This is a genomic window from Acidovorax sp. GW101-11A03, from assembly GCF_059424825.1.
On the sequence record NZ_JBWKZU010000004.1, the window covers coordinates 110,958 to 128,707 of the forward strand.

Annotated in this window: 22 protein-coding genes and 2 tRNA genes; 18 read left to right on the forward strand and 6 right to left on the reverse strand. The window is 60.6% G+C overall.

Annotated elements, in window-relative coordinates; all coding sequences use genetic code 11:
- The first annotated feature begins 1,107 nt into the window (after nucleotides 1–1,107).
- The 9 genes from AC07Z7_RS03505 to AC07Z7_RS03545 all read left to right on the forward strand — a co-directional run bounded on the left by AC07Z7_RS03505 (nucleotide 1,108) and on the right by AC07Z7_RS03545 (nucleotide 6,553).
- Nucleotides 1,108–2,331, forward strand: a complete 1,224-nt coding sequence (locus AC07Z7_RS03505; RefSeq protein ID WP_494765329.1) for a replication initiation factor domain-containing protein — start codon at nucleotides 1,108–1,110, stop codon at nucleotides 2,329–2,331.
- A gap of 22 nt (nucleotides 2,332–2,353) precedes the next feature.
- Nucleotides 2,354–2,674 (forward strand): hypothetical protein, encoded by a 321-nt coding sequence (locus tag AC07Z7_RS03510; protein ID WP_252659391.1) that lies wholly within the window; start codon nucleotides 2,354–2,356, stop codon nucleotides 2,672–2,674.
- A 16-nt stretch (nucleotides 2,675–2,690) separates the two neighbouring features.
- Nucleotides 2,691–2,912, forward strand: a complete 222-nt coding sequence (locus AC07Z7_RS03515; RefSeq protein ID WP_252659392.1) for a hypothetical protein — start codon at nucleotides 2,691–2,693, stop codon at nucleotides 2,910–2,912.
- Entirely contained in the window at nucleotides 2,902–3,084 is a 183-nt protein-coding gene (locus AC07Z7_RS03520) for a hypothetical protein (RefSeq protein WP_252659393.1), read from the forward strand. The genes AC07Z7_RS03515 and AC07Z7_RS03520 overlap by 11 nt, the downstream gene beginning before the upstream one ends.
- Nucleotides 3,077–3,283: a hypothetical protein gene (locus AC07Z7_RS03525; protein WP_252659394.1), complete on the forward strand. Its 207-nt coding sequence runs from the start codon at nucleotides 3,077–3,079 to the stop codon at nucleotides 3,281–3,283. Before AC07Z7_RS03520 ends, AC07Z7_RS03525 begins: the two co-directional genes overlap by 8 nt.
- A gap of 3 nt (nucleotides 3,284–3,286) precedes the next feature.
- Nucleotides 3,287–3,541, forward strand: coding sequence for a major capsid protein (locus tag AC07Z7_RS03530; protein ID WP_494765330.1), 255 nt, complete (start codon nucleotides 3,287–3,289; stop codon nucleotides 3,539–3,541).
- Between the two features lie 526 nt (nucleotides 3,542–4,067).
- Nucleotides 4,068–5,054 (forward strand): hypothetical protein, encoded by a 987-nt coding sequence (locus tag AC07Z7_RS03535; RefSeq protein ID WP_494765331.1) that lies wholly within the window; start codon nucleotides 4,068–4,070, stop codon nucleotides 5,052–5,054.
- Nucleotides 5,055–5,057: 3 nt separating this feature from the next.
- Nucleotides 5,058–5,357: a DUF2523 domain-containing protein gene (locus AC07Z7_RS03540; RefSeq protein ID WP_494765332.1), complete on the forward strand. Its 300-nt coding sequence runs from the start codon at nucleotides 5,058–5,060 to the stop codon at nucleotides 5,355–5,357.
- On the forward strand, nucleotides 5,354–6,553 hold the full coding sequence (locus AC07Z7_RS03545; protein ID WP_494765333.1) for a zonular occludens toxin domain-containing protein: 1,200 nt from the start codon (nucleotides 5,354–5,356) through the stop codon (nucleotides 6,551–6,553). Before AC07Z7_RS03540 ends, AC07Z7_RS03545 begins: the two co-directional genes overlap by 4 nt.
- A gap of 32 nt (nucleotides 6,554–6,585) precedes the next feature.
- Here AC07Z7_RS03545 and AC07Z7_RS03550 read toward each other — a convergent pair whose 3' ends face one another.
- Nucleotides 6,586–6,948, reverse strand: coding sequence for a hypothetical protein (locus AC07Z7_RS03550; protein ID WP_494765334.1), 363 nt, complete (start codon nucleotides 6,946–6,948; stop codon nucleotides 6,586–6,588).
- 366 nt (nucleotides 6,949–7,314) lie between these two features.
- Here AC07Z7_RS03550 and AC07Z7_RS03555 point away from each other — a divergent pair, with 366 nt between their 5' ends.
- From AC07Z7_RS03555 to AC07Z7_RS03570, 4 genes are all read left to right on the forward strand, one after another.
- A complete protein-coding gene (locus AC07Z7_RS03555) occupies nucleotides 7,315–7,755 on the forward strand; it encodes a hypothetical protein (RefSeq protein WP_494765335.1) in 441 nt (146 codons plus the stop codon).
- Nucleotides 7,752–8,342 (forward strand): recombinase family protein, encoded by a 591-nt coding sequence (locus AC07Z7_RS03560; RefSeq protein ID WP_494765336.1) that lies wholly within the window; start codon nucleotides 7,752–7,754, stop codon nucleotides 8,340–8,342. Before AC07Z7_RS03555 ends, AC07Z7_RS03560 begins: the two co-directional genes overlap by 4 nt.
- A gap of 71 nt (nucleotides 8,343–8,413) precedes the next feature.
- Complete coding sequence (locus AC07Z7_RS03565) at nucleotides 8,414–8,836, forward strand: hypothetical protein (protein ID WP_494765337.1); 423 nt, start codon at nucleotides 8,414–8,416, stop codon at nucleotides 8,834–8,836.
- A 244-nt stretch (nucleotides 8,837–9,080) separates the two neighbouring features.
- A complete protein-coding gene (locus AC07Z7_RS03570; protein WP_494765338.1) occupies nucleotides 9,081–9,485 on the forward strand; it encodes a hypothetical protein in 405 nt (134 codons plus the stop codon).
- A gap of 174 nt (nucleotides 9,486–9,659) precedes the next feature.
- On the opposite strand, the gene AC07Z7_RS03575 is transcribed toward AC07Z7_RS03570, so the two are convergent.
- Complete coding sequence (locus tag AC07Z7_RS03575; protein WP_494765339.1) at nucleotides 9,660–10,253, reverse strand: DUF6966 domain-containing protein; 594 nt, start codon at nucleotides 10,251–10,253, stop codon at nucleotides 9,660–9,662.
- Between the two features lie 63 nt (nucleotides 10,254–10,316).
- Here AC07Z7_RS03575 and hrcA point away from each other — a divergent pair, with 63 nt between their 5' ends.
- The 4 genes from hrcA to greB all read left to right on the forward strand — a co-directional run bounded on the left by hrcA (nucleotide 10,317) and on the right by greB (nucleotide 12,369).
- Nucleotides 10,317–11,321: a heat-inducible transcriptional repressor HrcA gene (hrcA, locus tag AC07Z7_RS03580; RefSeq protein ID WP_094286725.1), complete on the forward strand. Its 1,005-nt coding sequence runs from the start codon at nucleotides 10,317–10,319 to the stop codon at nucleotides 11,319–11,321.
- Nucleotides 11,322–11,371: 50 nt separating this feature from the next.
- Nucleotides 11,372–11,448: transfer RNA gene (locus AC07Z7_RS03585), tRNA-Ile, on the forward strand.
- Between the two features lie 207 nt (nucleotides 11,449–11,655).
- A tRNA-Arg gene (locus AC07Z7_RS03590) sits at nucleotides 11,656–11,732 on the forward strand.
- 79 nt (nucleotides 11,733–11,811) lie between these two features.
- On the forward strand, nucleotides 11,812–12,369 hold the full coding sequence (gene greB, locus AC07Z7_RS03595) for a transcription elongation factor GreB (RefSeq protein ID WP_094286727.1): 558 nt from the start codon (nucleotides 11,812–11,814) through the stop codon (nucleotides 12,367–12,369).
- Nucleotides 12,370–12,448: 79 nt separating this feature from the next.
- Here the strand turns inward: greB and AC07Z7_RS03600 are convergent, their stop codons facing one another.
- The 4 genes from AC07Z7_RS03600 to AC07Z7_RS03615 form a co-directional block, all read right to left on the reverse strand.
- On the reverse strand, nucleotides 12,449–14,728 hold the full coding sequence (locus tag AC07Z7_RS03600) for a RelA/SpoT family protein (protein WP_494765340.1): 2,280 nt from the start codon (nucleotides 14,726–14,728) through the stop codon (nucleotides 12,449–12,451).
- Between the two features lie 97 nt (nucleotides 14,729–14,825).
- Entirely contained in the window at nucleotides 14,826–15,029 is a 204-nt protein-coding gene (rpoZ, locus tag AC07Z7_RS03605) for a DNA-directed RNA polymerase subunit omega (RefSeq protein WP_005794722.1), read from the reverse strand.
- A gap of 16 nt (nucleotides 15,030–15,045) precedes the next feature.
- Entirely contained in the window at nucleotides 15,046–15,666 is a 621-nt protein-coding gene (gmk, locus tag AC07Z7_RS03610; RefSeq protein ID WP_094286731.1) for a guanylate kinase, read from the reverse strand.
- Between the two features lie 36 nt (nucleotides 15,667–15,702).
- Nucleotides 15,703–16,620 (reverse strand): YicC/YloC family endoribonuclease, encoded by a 918-nt coding sequence (locus AC07Z7_RS03615; protein WP_494765341.1) that lies wholly within the window; start codon nucleotides 16,618–16,620, stop codon nucleotides 15,703–15,705.
- Between the two features lie 75 nt (nucleotides 16,621–16,695).
- On the opposite strand from AC07Z7_RS03615, the gene AC07Z7_RS03620 reads away from it, so the two are divergent.
- Nucleotides 16,696–17,712, forward strand: coding sequence for a serine/threonine protein kinase (locus tag AC07Z7_RS03620; protein WP_063463038.1), 1,017 nt, complete (start codon nucleotides 16,696–16,698; stop codon nucleotides 17,710–17,712).
- The last annotated feature ends 38 nt before the right edge of the window (nucleotides 17,713–17,750 follow it).

The following is a 17,750-nucleotide window of genomic DNA, read 5'->3' on the forward strand; positions in this document are numbered from 1 at the left end:
GTTGATTGCATATTCGTCACTCCTACATGTTGTAAACATGCCTACATGTTGAGAGCATGTTAGCAAATTGATTGACTACATGATGTAGGCGTCGTCAAACTCCGCGTCGATCACATGTTGTGATCATTTCGGAGCCGCCATGACCGCCACAACTCCCGTCTGCCCACCCCCAGCCACCAAAGGCGCTGCAAGCGCTGTGGCGGCTCCTGCAGTGTCTGCGCTGGGGGCGGGCACTCGTCGTAAGGTGCTCATGCAGTCCGGCGCCGGAATGCTGGATCTGTTCTCCAGCTCGGTGTTACAGCGACCTGGCGTATCTGTCCTCTTTGCCCGCTCTGACTCCTGTTACTTCGGCCTGGTGGATGACGTGTGGGACGCGCAGCGCGATGCACGCGGCTACACCGGCAAGAACCCTGTTGTTTGCCACCCGCCTTGTCGTGGCTGGGGCCGTCTGCGCCACTGGGCCAAACCTCGCCCAGATGAAAAAGCCCTTGCCCTGTTCGCTGTCGAGCAGGTGCGCCGCTGCGGTGGCGTGCTGGAGCATCCATGGGGCAGCACCCTATGGCACGCCGCACAGCTTCCGCACCCCGGCAGGGTGGATGCCTGGGGCGGTTGGACGCTCCTTGTGGATCAGGGGTGGTGGGGCCATCCAGCACCCAAGCCGACATATCTCTACATCGTCGGTTGCAGCCGCGAAAACGTCGGTGAGTTGCCTGTGCAGTTACACCGAGCTGAGGGCCGCACCCTCAAGCTCTCGCCTGCAGACCGTGAGCGCACGCCCCCGGCATTCGCCCGTTTTCTGGTGGACCTAGCCGCCAAGTGTCCCGGCTCGCAGTTACAGCCATCGATCGCAGTTACAGCGGCCGGCGCAACGTCTGCTGTTACAGCAGACCAGGACCGCTGTTACAGCGACCAGGCTGCGCCCGTTCGCGCAGCTTCCAAGCGGGCAGCCTTCAAGGCATGGGCGGAAAGCGGCGCAGCCGCGACCGGCAAGCGTAGCGCGGGCGCGGTTGAGCCGCGCGGTGCTATCAATTTTGGGGGGTGCGTAGCACCTCGGACAGCTTCGGTCCCCGATGGTAATCACGGGGACAACTTTCCAGGGGACGCAGCATGACGCACCCCACATCGCTCGTTTTAGAGGGCAATGAGGTCAAGCTCCGATTACAAGCGGAGCGAGTCCAAACCGGCTCTCCCGTTCATGTCGATTGGCTCCGCTTCACAGTCAATCTGCGGTTCGCTCCCATCCCCACCGTCGAGCACCTTTTCCCGCCTGCCCAGGCATCGGAATTTGACCTCCGGTCAGAGCATCAACTGAGCGAAGACGACCGCCGTCGCTCCAAGCTCTGCCACCTGCTGCGCGACATTCCAGACCCTGATTTTGCGGCCAGCACGCAAGCGCTTGAGCTTGCCAACAACGTCTGCGCAATCCTCGGTGAAGGCTTCACCGTGGACCCCGAACTGAAGAAGGGCCACGACTTCTACCGCCACCGCTGGAGCATCCTGCGCGCAGGCAATGAATGCGGCTGGGTCGGCTTCCTCGCCTCCGGCGAAAGCCCGCGCCAACGCGCACAGTCAAAGACCATCCATTGCAACCTGTACGGCGTCGCCTGCACGTTCGCTGCCCCAGGCTGGGCACCACGCATGGCCGACTACATGGACGAACACCGCGCCCTGGTCACGCGCTGCGATCTGGCCTTGGACTTCTTCGACGGCATCAGCGGCGGCATGGACCGCGTTGCCAGCGACTACGACGCCGGAGCCATGGACCACTACGGCCACCGGCCCGAACACAACTGTGTGGGCGCATGGCGTGCTGGTGGTGTGGGTCGCTCCTTCTACTTCGGCAGCAAAGCCGCAGGCAAGCAAACCAACGTGTATGACAAGGGCGTCCAGCTCTACGGCAAACAGGACGCCACCGGCTGGCAACGCATCGAGTTGCGCTATGGAAACCAAAAGCGCCTGCTGCCCACGGACATTCTCCGCAGGCCCGCCGATTTCTTCGCAGGTGCCAGCGATTGGCATGCCTTGATGCTGGCCGAACACGGTGCCATAGCAACGCCTGAACCCGTCAAAACAGAGCCACGCCTACCACTCGAAACCCTCATGGCCGAGTGCACGCGCAACGCCCGTTGGTTCTTCTCCACCGCTGGCAAATCAGCCGCGCTCGCCTTCCTCTACATGGACCGCGAAACCCTCATGCAATTCATCGAGAACTGCGCGGAGATGCCGGGCCGTCTTGCCAAGTTCAAGCGCTCCGAAGTCGAGCGCATCTATCAGCAGATGTTCAAAAAAATCTCGGGCTCCGGTGCTGGCCACGCCGCGTACGCCCACTAACCCAGGCCACGAAAGACCAACCATGAAGATGACCAGCAAAGCCGTACTGCACGGCCTCAAGCAATCCAAGGGCGACTACGAAGGCCGCGCCTTTGACTCCACCACCTTCCACCTGTCGGTGGACATTGCGCAAAGCAGCAGCGGTGAGTCCATCGGTGTCGTCACTCGCCCGTTCAAGCTCGGCGACTCCACCGAGTTCCAGAAGTGGGCACACCTCAAGAACTCGTGGCCCCTTGGCGGCGTGATGTGCGAGTGCGAATTCGACATCGTGGCCGGTGCCGACAACAGCACCAAGCTCACGCTGCTGGCGATCAAACCCGCCGCCCAGGTCAAGGCCGCTTAAGGCCCAAAGGCAAGCCATGCGCAACGTGATCCAGTCCCGCACAACAGGCGCATTCCTGGCGCCGTCTTTCGAGGACGGGCAACCGGAGTGGGTCATGTTGCTCTGCGAAGCCGCCATCGTCGAAGACCTTGAAACGTGCGTCCAGCTCATCGAAGACCACACAGAGCCATTCCATCGCCCCCAGGTCATCGACCTCGACGACCTCTACAAAAAGCAGGAGCCCATCCATGGAAATTGATCTTGTCCACGTGGCCCAGCGGTTGGCCGTCGTCGGCATCTGCAGCGGCTTCATAGGCGCCGCCCTCTGGCAATTGCTCGTTGGCTCCATGCACGTTCTGGCCCTCCGCCTGCACGCCAGCATGGCCCAGCGCCAGCGCATCGCAGCCGCCCGAACACGCACCCATGGCTGACCCTGTCGTCATCGAATGCGCCTCGGCCTGCACCGTAACGCTGCAGGTCGAATTAACAACGCCATTGCTCAATCTCACCGTTGAGCAGGGCGGCCAACTCGCGATTGCCGTCATCGCGGTGTGGTCCGTAGGGCTCCTGTTTCGGGAGCTTTATCGGGTCATCTTTTCAGACGGAACTTCAACCAAAGAAAGTGAGTAACCAATGAACCTGTTTCTCCGTGCAAAACAAGCCGGTGCCCGCTACGTCAAGAACGGCAAGCGCGTTGCTACCGGTGCCGCTGTGATGGCCTTGGCTTCTGCGCCTGCCTTCGCCGCTCCCCCTGCGCAGCCTGACGTCACTGACGTGATCGCCTACATGACCGCCGCAATCGGAACGGTCGTGCTGCTGGGCAATGCCCGCCTGCTGATCGCTGTGGCCGTCAACGTGTTCCGCTGGGTGCGTGGCGCTATGCGCTGATCGCTGGGCCTAACCGCCTAGCGCCCCAGGGCTGCAGACCTGGGGGCTTTTGCCAATGCGCGCGCTGTGCGCTCATCGTCAAGGGAGTTGTTATGGGCCTCATTGTCATGGTTGCGTTTCTGGGGGCTGCATGGCTCATTTTCTCCGCTTAGCCCTTCTGCTAGTCTGCCTCTTGAGCGTCAATGCAGCGCATGCGGCTTTTCCTCCTTCATTTCAAAGCTGCGAAGCATCCAAGCCCGGCAACGTCCCTGCGGCTGGCTCAATGGTTGGTGGTTGTGGTGGTTACGGTCCCTTTGAGGCGCCTCTCTCCATCATTGCCGATCCCGCTGAGCCTTCGTCATGTCAAGCGGGGCCTACGTGCAACACCATAGGGTTTGTGGCTTCCTACTTTTGGTCGCGTGTTGCTGGTTGTCCTGCAAATTCAAGCCCGTCATCTGGTGCTTGTGCTTGCAACGCAGGTTATCGCGAGGTTGACGGCCAGTGCACTACCTCGAATCAGGACAAAGACGCCTGCTGGAATCTCGCGGTGCAAGGCACGCTTCCGGGCGGCGTCTTGACTCAAAACTATCGCTTTCAGGGCAATGTTACGCACGGGCAGCAGCTATGCCTAGAGAACCCGAACGGCGGTATGTCATCGCCGTCCAAGGGTTGCAAGGTCACGTTTAGCCGTGATGCTTACTTGGACTATGGCGGCGGCAATTCCATCTCTGAGGGCACTATCTCGATGGCCCCTGACTCCAACTTGGTGGATCAGTCCTGCACCATCGGCCCCGGTGAAAGTCCCAAGCCTGCCCCCAAGCCTGAGAAGTGCCCTAACGGCTACACAGGCATCGTCAACGGTGTCGAGGTCTGCATAAACAAAGTGCCGGACAGCGGTGCCGACGGTGGGCGAACAGACTCGGAAACAGACGACGGGACCAACACTACAACCCGTCGTGTTGACCGGTCAACAAACTGCGTTGGCGACAAGTGCACGACGACGACCACCACCACTACAACGGTCAGAAACAACAGCACCGGATCGACGTCCACCAGCACCAGCACGACGACGACCACATCCTCAAAGCCGGGTTACTGCCAGGAGAACCCTAAATCAAAGCTCTGCAGTGACGGTGACGACAAAGGCTCTTCTTTCTCCGGTTCCTGCGGCGGCGGCTTCCAGTGTGAAGGAGATGCCATCCAGTGCGCGATGGCCCAAGAGCAGCACCGCAGGGCCTGCAAGCTGTTCGACGACCAAACCCCAGAGTCGCGCCTCTACGACGCGGAAAAGGGTAAGACCGGCAAGCGCACTGACGACCTCCCAGGTAACGAAACCATCGCCTTTGGGCAAAGCATGTACAGCGACGCAAACATGCTGGGCGCCGGGTCATGCATTGGTGATGTGCAGGCCGATCTCATGGGGCAAAGCATCACGCTGCCGCTGAGCAACATCTGTCCAATGCTCGGCACGTTGAGGTTGGCACTTCTGGCCTTCGGCGCGCTGCTCTGGGTCATCATCGTTTTTAGGGGATAGGCCATGCCCGCATTTATCGCCGCGCTCATGGGCGCTTTGATCAACATCGCCGGAACGTTGGTGGGGCGCGTGCTCATATCGCTAGGCTTGAGCGTTGTCACCTTCACCGGCCTTTCCGCCACCCTCGATTGGGCGAAGAACAACGTTGTATCGTCGTTCTGGTCCCTGCCTCCTGAGGTCGTCGGCATGCTTTCCATGCTCGGCGTCGGTGAGTTCCTCTCCATCATCCTCAGCGCTGTGTCTGCGCGCATGGTCCTCCAAGGATTGACCGGCGGCACCGTTAAAAAGTGGGTGCTGAAATGAGGCGCTCTTTTCGCTATCAGCTTGGCTACCTGTACCTGACAACAGGTGGCAATGGCGCAGGCAAAACGCTGTTTACGCTGCGGGATGTGCGCGACCTCCAAGAGCGCACCGGGCGCCCTGTGTTCTTCTGGGGTTTTGAGGCAAAGCAACCCCTGCTTGATTTCGGCTGGCAACCTTTCGAGCCATCCAACTGGGAAGATTTGCCGGATGGGTCGATCTGCATCGTTGACGAATGCCAGAAGGTCATGCCGACACGCGCAACGGGTCAGCCGCCTGCATGGATTGGCGCACTCGCCCAGGACAACCGCAAACGCGGCTTTGATTTCTTCTTCATTACGCAGCACCCCCTCAACATCGATAGCTTCGTGCGCCGCCTGATCGCCGCGCCTTCCTGGCATCGGCATTTCAAGGCGTCGTTGATGGGCGATGCCAGCAACGAATTGAAGTGGTCGGCGGTCAAGGATCAACCGCAGAAGGACGGCTCGGGCAAGGATGGTGAGGTCACTAGCCGCAAGTGGCCTCGCGAGGTCTACGACTGGTACACCTCCACCAGCATGGACACGCGCAAGAAGGGTATCCCGGCGAAGGTCTGGAAAGGTGTAGGCGCATTGCTGCTCGCTGTGGGCATGGCCGGTTACGTGGGCCATCAGTTCTTCTCTGCAGCGAAGCCCGCCACTGAGCAAGCGGCGTCACCAGCGCTTGGTGCCCCTGCGATCCCAGCACCCGCGCCTGCGGCCGCAGCGTCAAGGGGGCAGACACCCATGACGGTCTCGGAGTATGTCGAGCATCGCAAGCCCCGGCTGGCGGACTTTCCGCACACTGCACCCGCATACGATCAGGTTACAGCGCCCACCGTAGCGCCATACCCTGCGGCGTGCGTCCAGATGGGGGCAAGGTGTGATTGCTACACACAGCAGGGCACTTTGCTCCGTGTCTCCGCGTCAACCTGCGGCCAGATCGTCCGCCATGGCTTCTTCGTTGATTGGAATCAGCAGGGGCAGGGACATGGCGCTGCACGTTTACAACAGGTTCAGCAGAGCCCACCAGCGGCCCAGCAAGCCGCCCAATCCGAACCGCCGCGCACTGTGCCCGCCCCTATGCCTGCCGCGCGCCCTGAGCCCGTCAAGCCTGTTTCCGAGTGGTCGCAGGGCCTTGCAGCGCGCAACGCGCAGGTGCGTTCTACGTTGAGCCAATGAAATGTCGCCAAAACGGATCTGGCCATGACAATTCAGACGCTGACCACGATAGGGCAGCGGGCCAGGGGACGCATCGCGCGCAGCTTGTCAACGTGCCCGCCGAAGCCGCTCCGCTTCATCGGTTCAGCGAACAGCAATGCCACCTGCGCAGCCTTCACCAGCTTGCCCAAGTCCCGCACCTTCTTCGCCAGCTCACGCGCCCAGCTCGGCGTGGCCTTTCGCACTGGATAGGCCACCCGTCCGGCAGCTTTAAAAGCTGCGCCGCGCTCGGCCCTGATCGCCCGCAGAAGCCGCGTCGTAGGCCGCGACGTAGCCCAAACCAGCAAGCGATCGAACTGCAAAGGCATCTGCAGCGCCAGAGCTTCAGGAAATTTGCGGTAGTTGCTTGCGATCATGGTGTTCCCCTTCAGGTGTACCGGGCCCCTAGATTCCGAGCCGGACAACCGTTGTCTGTTGCCCGTGCAAGCTGGCCTTGCTTGCACCGTTCCCCTGAGTTCTTCGCCGTGCCATTAGCGTTGCCGGGATTGGGTTCCGGAGGGGGGAGGGTTTGTAAAGCGCAGCTTTATGGATTCCCCCCGCAGGAAGCCAAAGCGCCCTCGGCGCGGTCCTGGCTTAGCGTTGGCCGAAGAGGCGAAGAAATCTGGGGAATGGTGCTGGGCGCTACCTCTCACGGGCAATGGACGCCGCGCGGCGAGCGCCTGAAGCTGCGAAGCAAGCTCAAACTTTGTTACTCAGGGCTACACTCGATCACGGGAGGGTTCATGGACAGGCGTTTGTTTCAAACTGAGGATGAGGGCTCTTTTCTCTTGGACGTTTTCAAGATTGCCCTGGGGGTTTTTATTGGCGGTCTTGCGGCTGTATTTACCTATGAGGCGATCTTGGCCTACCGGGCAGAGCAAGCACTGCGCAAGATTGAGCAGCAGGCAAAGGCGCAAACGGACCGAGCAAACGCTGAGGCCGCTACGAGGATGCAGCAAGCGGCCCGAGAGCAACAGGAGGCCGATCAAAAGGCTGAGCAGTTGCGCAGTGCACGCGCACTTGCTGCGCGCCTTGAGGCGGAACGGCAGGCGCGCAGGGATGCCGCTTGGTCAAAGTTCTATCAGCCATCACCGTCATGCAAGATGGATTCAGGCACTGCTGCTTGCGCAAACGAATACATGGCCGCGCGCAAGCGATTTGACAGCCAGTACGTAGACCGTTGACCGTCTACGGCTACGCCCGAGTTTCCACCACTGAACAGAACACAGCGGCACAGCTAGCGGCCTTCCGTCGGGCGGGTATTGAAAAGGTTGTTCAGGAAAAACGCTCGGCGGTGAAGAACCGCCCGGAGCTGGATAAGCTGTTGACCTCCATGGTCAAAGGTGATGTTCTCGTCGTCTATAAGCTTGATCGACTGGCCCGCTCCGTGTCCCATTTCGTGAAGGTGTTTGAACACCTGAAAGGGAAGGGCGTTGGCTTCCGCTCGTTGACTGAGTCAATCGAAACCGACACGCCACAGGGGCGCATGTTCCTTCATCTGCTGTCAGCCTTCGCAGAGTTTGAGCGTGAATTGATCCGGGAACGGTGCCTCGCTGGTCAGCGAGCAGCTCGAGCCGCTGGCAAAACTTGGGGCCGAAAGCGTGCCCTTTCCGACGAAGACGTAGCCCAGGCGGCCGCTTGCTGGCGCTCTGGCTGGTACGACCAACGCACTCTTGCGGATATGCTGGGCGTTTCTATCAGTAGCTTACGCGACCACATCCACCGCCATGAGGGGCGGGGGCGTTGGGCGAAGACACGATTGCAAAAGTAGAGATAGACGCCGAGCGCGTGGGGCAGAACTCGGCCATAAACGGACATTCGAGCACCGCGTGCAAAAATCAAATGATTGACGTCATCTCATATGTCAGCGTCGGTGGTATCCCATACGGAGGCGCTGAGGCCGAAGTCGTCGCCGCTTATGGTGAGCCGCTGGCAAGGCGGCGCAATCGCGAGCAAATATCAGAATTGCACTACTCAAACTTGATATTCAGGTTTGACGAAGATGGATTAAGCGAATGTACTTTTCTCCCTGGCTGCACGTCAGCTCTTCATGGGCATCGCATGGCCTGGGATCATCACTTTCTCTCTTACTTGGCACAAGAAGACACCAATCTGGTGGAGCTTGCTGGCTTCGTCGTATCGCTAAAACTAGGCATTTCTGCTGTGGGTCTTCACCAAGAAGATGATGTAGCAATTCACGCGTTCAGGCGAGGTTTAATGGACGTGCTCCTCCCTAAGAGTCGTCCATTCGCTCTAGCAACTTGAGCGTTCTCATGGCGCTGGACGATGACCGCTTAATAGCAAGGTCTAGGACAGCTCAGGGCCCGCTAGCGTCCCTCGCCGTGGGGCAGAATCCGGCCAGAAGCCGCCTTTCGCACACGCTTTACTCATGCCAATTTACGCAACGCTAAGACTCCGCGAAGCAGGTCAAGCGGTGGACCGCATCAAGTACTGCGGCTCACTACGACGAATTCTGAAGGCCGCTAGATCGCACAATGGTTGGCTCTACATGAGCATTACTGAACTGCTCTTGATTGAAAACCTGTACGGCCAACAGTATCTCCAGAAGCCTGAGGACGAAACTGTTTGGGCAACAGCAGCGAATCGACAAGTGCTCGGCGAGAGCGATCTCGGAGAACCCGAAGCTTGCGGTTGTTTGGGCGCATGGAATATTCCTTTGCTTCGCTGGTTGTCTCAGGTTGCAATGGATGTGACCGAGACCATAGAAGTAAGCTACGACCACGAGCGTGGTGACACGCCTTACGAGCGTGCATGGTGGACAGTCACTCCGACGGGTGCTGAAGGTGTAGTCGAGACGTTCGGTGTACAAAGCCACGACGGGATGAACGAACCAGAGTGGCGGGTTGAGGCGTTGCGCATGTCAGACGGCACAGTGACGATCCGAAAGAGCTAACCAGCCGTTGTGTTTCGCAGTCTCTGGTTGCAGCCTCGATTGAAACGAGACTTTCACCCGAGTCTGCTTTTGAGCGGTACGACCGTCTGCTTCGGGCCCAAAGCGGTATTCGAGCTCGCTCCGAAGCAGTCACTCAATACGGCCCCTACCGGGAAAACGGGAGCAATTGCTGTGTCAAGTGCCACCACGTGAACGCTTGACGTTCTGTGCAAGATGCCACGCCTTGTCGCGAAGCGTTTCAAAGCGTTCGTTCAGTTCTAAGTATCCGGGCTTCCAGGCGAAGGTTCCATCGCGGAATGTTTGGCCCAGAACAAGGTCGTTGATTGAGCCCATGCCGCCGTAGGCCCGCAAGAGGTACTCAACACCTGAACCGTCGCCATTGCTCAATTTGCGCGAAGCCGTCCGAATCCACAGGCTCCAACTTTGGTCGCCATCGCTCTCTAGTAAGTGCGCAAACTCTTCGAGCGTGCTCACCAATTCTTGAATACCTGAGTCCATGAGTACCTGATTTGCAACCAAATAGTAGAAGCGTCGTTGGCGAATGACCGCTTCTGGCCGAATTCTGCCCCACGGCGTGGGGCGCTGGCGGGCCTGAGTAGACGGTGGGTGTAACCTGTCCGTCAACCAGAAGCCAAAATGTGGCGCTGAAAGCGTGCCTTGCCTGATGAAGATGTGGCCCAGGCCGCCGGGCGTTGCCCTTCCTGCTGGTGCGACCAGCCCAATCTGGCGGATATGCTTGGCGAGCCGCTTAGCAGCTTGCGTGACCACCCCCACCGCCGCGGAAGCCGGGGCCGCTGGGCCAAAACACGATTACAAAAGTAAAATCATTCCATGCTCGATGACCGTGCCAAGTTGTTGCTCAAAGCCCTGGTCGAGCGCTACATCGCCGACGGACAGCCGGTGGGGTCCCGCACCCTGTCCAGGGCTTCCGGCCTGGATTTGTCGCCAGCCACGATCCGTAATGTCATGGCTGATCTGGAAGAGCTGGGGCTGATCGCAAGCCCTCACACTTCGGCGGGTCGAATTCCCACTGCGCGGGGCTACAGGCTGTTCGTGGACACCATGCTGACCGTGCAGCGGGATCCATTGACGGCTCCCCAGCTTGCCCCCGAGCAGCCGCAGAAGGTGATCGCCAACGCTGCGCAGTTGCTTTCCAATCTGTCGCAGTTTGTGGGTGTCGTGATGGCGCCTCGGCGCACCTCCGTGTTTCGCCACATCGAGTTCTTGAGGCTCTCCGAGCGGCGCTTCCTGGTCATCATCGTCTCGCCCGAAGGCGATGTGCAGAACCGGGTGATCTTTACCGAAGCGGACTACTCCCAGTCTCAGCTCATTGAAGCCTCCAACTTCCTGAACGCGCACTACGCGGGGCTCGCGATGGAGCAAGTGCGCGAGCGACTGAAGTCTGAGGTGGATGTGCTGCGCGGTGAAATTGCATCGCTGATGCAGGCGGCGGTGAATGTTGGGTCCGAAGCATTGTCGGAGGCACAGGATGCAGTCGTCATCTCTGGCGAGCGCAACCTGCTGGCAGTCAGCGACTTTTCCAGTGACATGGGCAACCTGCGGCGGGCCTTTGATCTCTTCGAGCAAAAGACGCAGATCTTGCGCCTCCTCGATATCTCCAGCCAGGCGGAAGGTGTGCGCATCTACATCGGGGGGGAGAGCCAGGTCGTGCCTTTTGAAGAGTTGTCCATTGTCAGTGCCCCTTACGAAGTGGATGGCACGGTGGTGGGCACACTGGGGGTGATTGGCCCCACGCGCATGCCGTATGACCGGATGATTCAGATTGTGGACATCACCTCCAAGCTGGTCTCCAACGCGCTCAGCCATCGCAAGTAAGCCCCTACAATACGGCGCTTGCCCCGTTGTATAGCGCTGGAGCATGGCTTGGGGCGTTAGCTCAGTTGGTTAGAGCAGAGGACTCATAATCCTTTGGTCGTTGGTTCAAGTCCAACACGCCCTACCACCCATTGCCCGCATGGGTGATCATCGTGATCAAAGCCATTTTTCAACGGCAATGTGCCCTGTTTCTCTTGGAGACGCCTTGGAGTGCATTACAATCGTGGCTTGCGCTGAATTAGATTTTGTTTGCGACATGCCACCACCAAGTGGGTGCAAATAGAAAGAAAGATTTCAAGGGTCGCCAAGAAATCATGCTATAATTCAAAGCTTAGCGGCTGTAGCTCAGCTGGATAGAGTACTTGGCTACGAACCAAGGGGTCGTGGGTTCGATTCCTGCCAGCCGCACCAATGTTTAAAGCCTGCAATCGCAAGATTGCAGGCTTTTTCATTTGTCCGCGCGCTTTGCGCTGATCGGGAGTATCTGGCGATGAGCAAGGCTTTTACCAAAGAGACCGATGGTGCTGACGATGAAGAGTTGGCGTTGCCACCGTTGCCTGCTGGCGGCAAGAACTACATCACGCCCGAGGGGTATGCGCGCTTGCGGGATGAATTGCTCGACCTGATCGACAACGAGCGCCCCAAGATAGTAGATGTGGTGCACTGGGCGGCGAGCAACGGCGACCGTTCCGAGAACGGCGACTATCTGTACGGCAAGAAGCGCCTGCGCGAAATCGATCGGCGCATCCGGTTCCTGACCAAGCGACTGGAGATCGCCGAGGTTGTCGATCCCAGTCAACATGCAGGAAGCGACCAAGTCTATTTTGGTGCGACGGTGACCTATCTGGACGATGAAGGTGTCGAGCGCACCATCACCATCATGGGCATTGACGAAGCTGACAGCCGTGAATCCCAGGTCAGCTGGATTTCCCCAGTGGCGCGCGCGCTGCTCAAGGCCCGTGTGGGGGATGAGGTTCAGCTGCCAACCCCTGGGGGCGTTCGCCATCTGGAGGTGGTGGAGGTCCGCTACCCGTCGCCTTCACCTTGAGCCCTGTTGGGACCGTTGCTCGCAGAGAGGCGGTTTCCGCGGCCCCGTCCTCTGCTGAGTGGTGCTGCTGGAAGGCTTCTCAGGCCTGGGGTGTGATGCGGGCTGCCCGAATAACAGCCTGGGTGCGGCGCAGGTTGCGCAGCGCCGACTCCAGATGCGCCTGGTCGCGCACGGCAACGATGAAGCGCAGGTCCGTGGTGTCCAGTGCTGCCTCATCGTCCATATCGACGTGGGTGATGTCTGCTTCGGAGTTCGCCAGCTCTGCTGCCACCCGGGCCAGCACGCCCTTGCCGTTGGTGACGGTGACCACCACGCCCGTTTCAAACATGCGTGTGGGTTCATCCGACCAGTCCACCGCAATGAAGCGCTCACTGTCCTTGTGCTGCAAGCGCTTGGCCACGCTGCAATGCACGTTGTGCACAACCAGGCCTTCACCTCGGCCCAGGTAGCCCACGATGCTGTCGCCGGGGACCGGGCGGCAGCAGGACGCGTACTGCACCGAGGCGTTCTCGCTGCCGTCGAGCGTGACGGCTCCTTGCGACAGTGTTTCGTGCGAGGTATAGCGCTCGCGGGTCATGAGCAAGGCATCGGGGCGATGGCCGTGCTCCGACATCAGCACCATCAGCCGCTTGGCCACGATGCTGGCGATGCGCTTGCCCAGGCCCAGATCGGTCATGAGTTCGCTGCGGCTGCGGTTGCCCGTAAAGCGCAACAGCTTGTCCCACAGGGGCTGGGTTTCTGCGTTCAGAGGCGGTAGTTGCTCCAGGCCTTCGGCGCGAATGGCTTGCGTCAGCAGCTTTTCGCCCAGGCCCTCTGACTCGGTCTGCGCCAGGGTCTTGAGGTAGTGGCGAATCTTCGAGCGGGCACGCCCGGTGCGTACGAATCCCAGCCACGCTGGATTGGGGGTGGAAACGGGGGCCGTGATGACCTCGACCACGTCGCCGTTCTTGAGTTCGGTGCGCAGCGGCACCTGCTCGTTGTTGATCTTGGCTGCCGTGGTGCGGTCGCCCACATTGCTGTGGATGGCATAGGCAAAGTCCACCACAGTCGCGCCCCGGGGCAGGGCCATGATCTGGCTCTTGGGGGTGAACACGTAGACCGCGTCAGGGAACAGGTCCACCTTCACGTGGTCCCAGAATTCGGCGGCATCACGCGTCTCGTTCTGGATGTCCAGCAGTGACTGCAGCCACTTGGTGCCCAGGCGTTCTGCCGAAGTGCCGTCACCGTCCTGCGCCTTGTACAGCCAGTGCGCGGCCACGCCAGCCTCGGCAATGACGTGCATTTCATCGGTGCGCATCTGGAACTCAATGTTCACCCCCGAGGGGCCGACCAGTGTGGTGTGCAGCGACTGGTAACCATTGAGCTTGGCAATAGCGATATGGTCCTTGAACTTGCCGGGCACCGGCTTGTACATCTGGTGCAGCACCCCGAGCGCCGTGTAGCAGTCCGTCACGGTGGGGACGATCACCCGAAAGCCATAGATGTCTGTGACCTGCGCGAAGCTCAGGTGCTTGAGGTCCATCTTCTGGTAGATGGCGTACAGGGTTTTTTCACGACCCGCCAGGCGCACCTTCATGCCGATCTTGGAGAAGGCGGCATCCACTTCTGTCTGCACCTTCTGCACCAGGTCCCGGCGGCGGTTGCGCGACTTGTTGACGGCTTTCGACAGCGTGGCATAGCGCCAGGGGTGCAGGTGCCTGAACGCCAGGTCTTGCAGTTCGCGGTAGGTCTGGTTCAGTCCCAGGCGGTGGGCGATGGGGGCGTAGATCTCCAGTGTTTCCGACGAGATACGGCCCCATTTGCTGCGCGGCATGTCCGACAGCGTGCGCATGTTGTGTGTGCGGTCGGCCAGCTTGATGAGGATGACGCGCACGTCGCGCGCCATGGCCAGCAGCATCTTGCGGAAGGACTCGGCCTGGTTCTCTTCGCGGGTGTTGAACTGCAGCTTGTCCAGCTTGGTCAGGCCGTCCACCAGTTCGGCCACGGGCGCGCCAAAGCGGTCAATCAGGTCGGCCTTGGTGACGCCGCAGTCTTCCATGGCATCGTGCAGCAGGGCGGCCATCAGGGCCTGAGCGTCGAGCTTCCAGGTGGCGCATTGGGCCGCCACGGCAATCGGGTGCGTGATGTAGGGCTCGCCACTGTTGCGCAACTGGCCCAGATGCGCTTCGTCGGCAAAGCGGTACGCCTGGCGCACTTGCTCAATGCTGGATGCATCCAGATAGTCGAGGCTGTCTGTCAGCGCGGCAAAGCTGGCCGCCGCTGCGTTGGCGGCAGCGGCCGCAGCCGAGAGGTTGCCTGCCGTCGGCAGATCGCCAGGCCGGGGCTGCGTTGCAGAAGGTGAGTTGAGCACCGCGTTCATGCCTTAAATGTAGCGCGGGAGCGCATCGGACGAATTCCGGGAAAAAAAAAGCACCGCTGTCGCGGTGCTCTTTCGGGGGCGTTGCCCAGAAAACGGCTCAACCAGGAACCTTTTTGAGCATTTCCAGGCCCACCTTGCCTTCGGCGATTTCGCGCAGGGCGGTCACGGCAGGCTTGTTGCGGCTTTCGATGCGGGGGGCATGGCCCTGGCTCAGCATGCGGGCACGGTACGTGGCGGCCAACACGAGCTGGAAGCGGTTGGGGATCTTTTCCAGACAGTCTTCTACAGTGATGCGTGCCATCGTTTTACTCCGGGATTCAGGTGATATTGAGCGACTGGAAGGTGTCAGCACGTGCGCGGCGCTGGGCGACGTACTTGAGTCGCTGGGCGTGAACAACGGCCTTCAGATCGAAAAGCGCGCGCTCAAACAATTCGTTAATTATAACGAAGTCGAATTTGCTGACCTGTGCCATCTCTTCGGCTGCATTCTTGAGGCGGACTTCGATCACCTCCGGCGTGTCTTCCCCGCGCCGCTCCAGGCGTGAGCGCAACTCTTCCCAGCTCGGTGGCAGGATGAAGACCAGCACGGCGTTGGCAAAGGCCTCCTTGATCTGCAGGGCGCCCTGGAAGTCGATTTCCAGGATCACATCCGAACCCTGGGTGATGCGCTCTTCAATGGCTTTCTTGGAGGTGCCGTAGCGGTTGCCGTGCACATGCGCCCATTCCACGAAGGCATTGCTCTGCACCATCGCGTCGAACTCGGATTGCGACGCGAAGTAGTAGTCGCGGCCGTGTTTCTCCTGGCCGCGCGGGGCGCGGGTGGTGTGGGAGACCGAGAGGTGAACGTGCGAGTCCAGCTCCAGCAGCGCCTTGACCAGGCTGGATTTGCCAGCGCCGCTGGGCGCCGCCACTACGATGAGATTTCCGGGATAGTCCATAGTTGATGTGCGCTGTGCGCTATCAAAAAATGAGTGTTATTCGATATTTTGCACTTGCTCGCGCATCTGCTCGATCAGCACCTTCATGTCCACGCTGATGCGCGTGAGGTCGAGAGCCGCCGACTTGGAGCCCAGCGTGTTGGCCTCTCGGTGCAGTTCCTGGATGAGGAAATCCAGGCGCTTGCCCACTTCGCCACCTTTTTTGAGCAGGCGCTCGATCTCGTCCAGGTGCGAGTCGAGCCGGGTGATTTCCTCGGCCACGTCGATGCGGATGGCGAAGGCGGTGGCCTCGGTCAGGGCGCGGTCGCGGGCGGCCTCGGGCAGGGTGGCGCCGTCGGTCAGGGCCATGGCTTCCTTCCAGCGCTCCATGAAGCGCTGGCGCTGTTGCTCGACCAGCAGTGGCACCATGGGCACCGCCTGCTGGGCCAGGGTCCGCAGCTGCTTGACCCGGTCCAGCAGCATGGTCGCAAGGCGTTTGCCTTCGCGTTCCCGGGCCGCCAGCAGGGCGGTGAGCGCTTCTTCGGCCAGCGCGGGGACGGCTTCGCTCCAGTCTTCCGTGCCGGAATGGGCGTTGGCGCACAGGCGCAGGGCGTCGGCCACCGTGAGCGGGGAGGCGCTGGGCAGCCAGGCGCGCACGGAATCCTGCAGGGAGTTAAGCCGCTGCAGCAGCCGCGGGGGCGGGTCCTGCAGGGTGTTGCTGTCGTCGGTGTCCAGGGCGGCGCGCACCTCGACCTTGCCGCGTTTGAGGCGCGCCGTGAGCAGGCTGCGCAGGGCAGGCTCCAGGGCGCGCAGTTCGTCGGGCAAGCGGAACGAGAGGTCCAGAAAGCGGCTGTTGACCGAGCGGATTTCCAGTCCCAGCCGGCGCGATTGGGGTGCGCGGGCGTCGGTTTCAGCGCCGGCGGCAGATGCGCCATGCTGTGCGCTGGCGTATCCGGTCATGCTGTAAACTGGCATTGGACTTTTTGATGGTTGCTTGCGATCCGGCGATTATCCGGGTTCCGCCTTGCCCCCGAATCATCTTCGCAAAATATGTCAAAAATCAAGCCGGCACCCTTGCCGCCCGATACCGCAATTGGCGGTTACCGCGTGGTGCGCCGGTTGTCTTCCGGCGGTTTTGGTGTGGTCTACCTGGCCCTGGATGCCGAAGGCCAGCAAGTCGCCATCAAGGAATACCTGCCCTCGTCGCTGGCCACCCGCGCGCCCGGCGAGCTGCTACCCAAGGTGCCGTCCGAAAAGCTCTCGCTCTACCGTCTGGGCCTCAAGAGCTTTTTTGAAGAAGGCCGCGCGCTCGCGCAGATCTCGCACGCCTCGGTAGTGAGCGTGCTCAACTTCTTCCGCGAGAACGAAACCGTCTACATGGTGATGAACTACCTGGAGGGTGCGACCCTGCAGGACTTCATCATCACCGCGCGCGACCTGAAGACGCAGAAGGTCTTCCGCGAATCCACCATCCGCTCGCTGTTCGACGAGGTGCTGCGCGGGCTGCGCATCGTGCACCAGCACAAGATGCTGCACCTGGACATCAAGCCCGCCAACATCTTCATCACCGACGACAACAAGGCCGTGATGATCGACTTTGGCGCCGCGCGCGAGGTGCTGAGCAAAGAGGGCAATTTCATCCGCCCCATGTATACCCCTGGTTTTGCCGCGCCCGAGATGTACCGCCGCGACTCGTCCATGGGCCCCTGGACCGACATCTACGCCATCGGCGCCTGCATCTACGCCTGCATGCAGGGTTTTCCGCCCAATGAGGCGCCGCAGCGCATCGACAAGGACCGGCTCTCGCTGGCGCTGACCAAGCTGCGCGGCGTGTACTCCGACAACCTGATCGAGGTGGTGGAATGGTGCATGGCGCTCGACCCGCTGTCGCGCCCGCAGTCGGTGTTTGCGCTGCAGAAGGAACTGAGCCGCGAAGGCGAACGCCGCTACACCAAACTTTCGGTGGCCGAGAAGATGCGCCTGCAGCTCGACACCCTGGTGTCCGACACCAAGAAAAATGTACAGAAGGTGGGTGAAGCCACCGGCATCGGAGCCAAACCCAAATGAAAACGGCCCACGCAAAGCGGGTTCGGGCATGGCGCAGT